The sequence below is a fragment of the Actinacidiphila sp. bgisy145 genome, from assembly GCF_057708125.1.
The window spans coordinates 1-2,536 of the sequence record NZ_JBYIRL010000101.1; the positions used below are offsets into that span (position 1 = coordinate 1).

Here is a 2,536-nt window from a genome sequence, read left to right on the forward strand (position 1 = left end):
CGAGGGACCATTCGGCGCCGACAGACCATTACTCGCCCCGTCCTGGTTGACCGCGCTACCGGCCACCACCGCCAACACCCGATGCCCACGCTCACGCGCAACCGACAACCGCTCCAACACCACCACGCCAACGCCCTCACCCCACCCCGTGCCATCAGCCGCCTCCGCGAACGGCTTACACCTCCCATCGCTGGCCAACCCCCGCTGCCGCGCAAACTCCGTGAACATCTCCGGGTTGGGCATCACCGTGACACCACCGGCCAACGCGATCCCGCACTCACCGGACCTCAGTGCCTGCGCCGCCAGGTGAATCGCCGTCAACGACGAGGAACACGCCGTGTCCACCGACACTGCAGGACCCTGCAACCCCAACGCATACGCCACCCGACCCGACGCCACACTCGCCGTCGTCCCGGTGATCCCGAAGCCGCCGGCACCGTCCTGCTCGCCGACTCGGTATCCCAGCGCGGTGATTCCGGCATAGACGCCTGTGTCGGTCCCCTTCAGCGAACCCGGGGCAATCCCCGCGTCCTCCAGCGCCTCCCAGCACGTCTCCAAGAGCAGTCGCTGCTGCGGGTCCATTCCCAACGCCTCGCGCGGACTGATCCCGAAGAACTCCGCATCGAAATCACCCGCACCCTCCAAGAACCCACCCACCCGGGCATAACCCGCACCCCCATCACCGGAATCGGAGCCGTCACCGCGCTCCCCGTCCCAGCCGCGGTCCGCCGGGAACCCCGACATCGCATCAGAGCCCCCCGCAACCAACCGCCAGAAACCCTCCGCGTCCTCCACCCCACCCGGGAACCGACAACCCATCCCCACGATCACCACCGGCTCCTGCATCCGGGCAACCGCAGCAGGCGTTTCCCGCAGGGCCTCTTGCTCACCGGTCAGTTGCTGCCGCAGGTAGCCCACCAGCGCTGTCGGTGTCGGATAGTCGAACAGGACAGTGGCGGGTAGCTGGAGTGTGGTGGCGGTCTTCAGCCGGTTGCGGAGATCAAGTGCGCTATAGGAGTCGAAGCCCTGCTCGCGGAAGCTCCGGTCCGCGTCGACGCCCTGCGGGCCGTCGTGACCGAGTACTTCGGCGGCAAGGGTCAGGACCAGGCGGGCGAGCTGACGTTCGCCGTCGACCCCCGACGAACCAGTGGCCTCGCCGTCGACCCCCGACGAACCAGTGGCCTGGGCGCCATCCTTCTGCCCCTGCGCCACCTCATGGCGGGAGCCGCTCAGGATGGTGGATCGCAGCTCATCGGTAAGGTCCGCGACGACGACGGACGTGTGGTCGTGTCCCACGGTCCAGGCGAGCACTTCGGCCAGATCGTCGGGGTCGGTGTGGCGCATGCCGTCGACAGCTCCGGCGCCGGCACCGTGCCAGGCGACGGAGGTGGCCGCGCGGCCTGCTGCCCGGCGGTGGCTCACCAACGCAGCAGCGAAGGCTCCGTAGGCACGCTTGTCCACGTCCTGCTCGATCCCGAGCTGAGCGCCGGCGGGGGAGATGACGACGAACGCCGACAGCTCGCGGTCGACGGTCTGGTCGTGCAGGCGGAGCAGATCCTCGATGTCCTGCGCCCCGGCCTGACCATCCGGCAGGGCGACGACCGCAGTGGCGTCCTGGGGCAGGTCTGCTCCTCGGACGACCTCGGCGCCCGCGGTCGTCAGCCATCGGGTGACTGCCGCGGCGAGCGGGCCGTTGTCGTCACCGGACAGCAGGACCTTGCCCGTCGGCTGCCAGGGCAGCCGTGAGGTGTCGGCGTCGATGGGTGCGACGCGCACCTTCCTGGCGAACACGCCCGCCGGGCGCAGGGCCAGCCGGTCCTCGCTGTACTGGCCGCCGAGCACGGCGCGCAGCCGGCCCCGGGTGGTGGCGTCCCATGCGCGGGGCAGATCAAGACATCCGCCGCGGCCGCCCGCCATCGACGGCCGGTCCCAGATCGCGGACTGCCGCGGGTCGCCGGGCCGGTCGGCCGACTCGGCAGGTACTGCCTCGACCGTGGCGTTCCACACCGGGACGCCGTCGACGACCGGCTCTCCTGGGGGCAGGAAGGAGACCACGCCCACGACTTCGGAGTAGCGCTCACTCATCAAGGCACCGACCTGCGACAGGTCTGTCTCAAGACGGTGGACCACGCCGCCGTCGGCGGACAGCGCCTCCGCCACCTCGGCGGCGACCCTCTCATCAGGGAATCCCGGGGGGACGAGGATCAGTCGGCTACCGCTGACCGCCGGCCGGATGTCCGCGGTCACCGGTTCCCACGCCACCCGGTACAGCTGCGCGTTGAACTTCGCCCGACTGCGCTGCCGCTGCCGCAGGCCGGAGAGGGCCGGCAGCAGCGATGCGATCGTCGAGCGCTCGGCGGTCAGGCCGAGTACACCGGCGAGTGCCTCGACGTCGTTGCTCTCGATCGCCTGCCAGAACGCGCCGTCGGCCGAGTCACCGTCATGATCGCCCGCCACGGCGGCCTTCGGCCAGTAGTGCTGCCGCTGGAACGCATACGTCGGCAAAGCCACCCTCCGGGCCCCACCCTCCCCACCG

General features: G+C 70.3%; 1 protein-coding gene. It reads right to left on the reverse strand.

The features are described 5' to 3' along the window. A partial coding sequence (locus AC3ERT_RS36455; RefSeq protein WP_435179463.1) for a beta-ketoacyl synthase N-terminal-like domain-containing protein occupies nt 1–2,511 on the reverse strand: 2,511 nt, incomplete at its 3' end. Nucleotides 2,512–2,536: the final 25 nt, after the last annotated feature.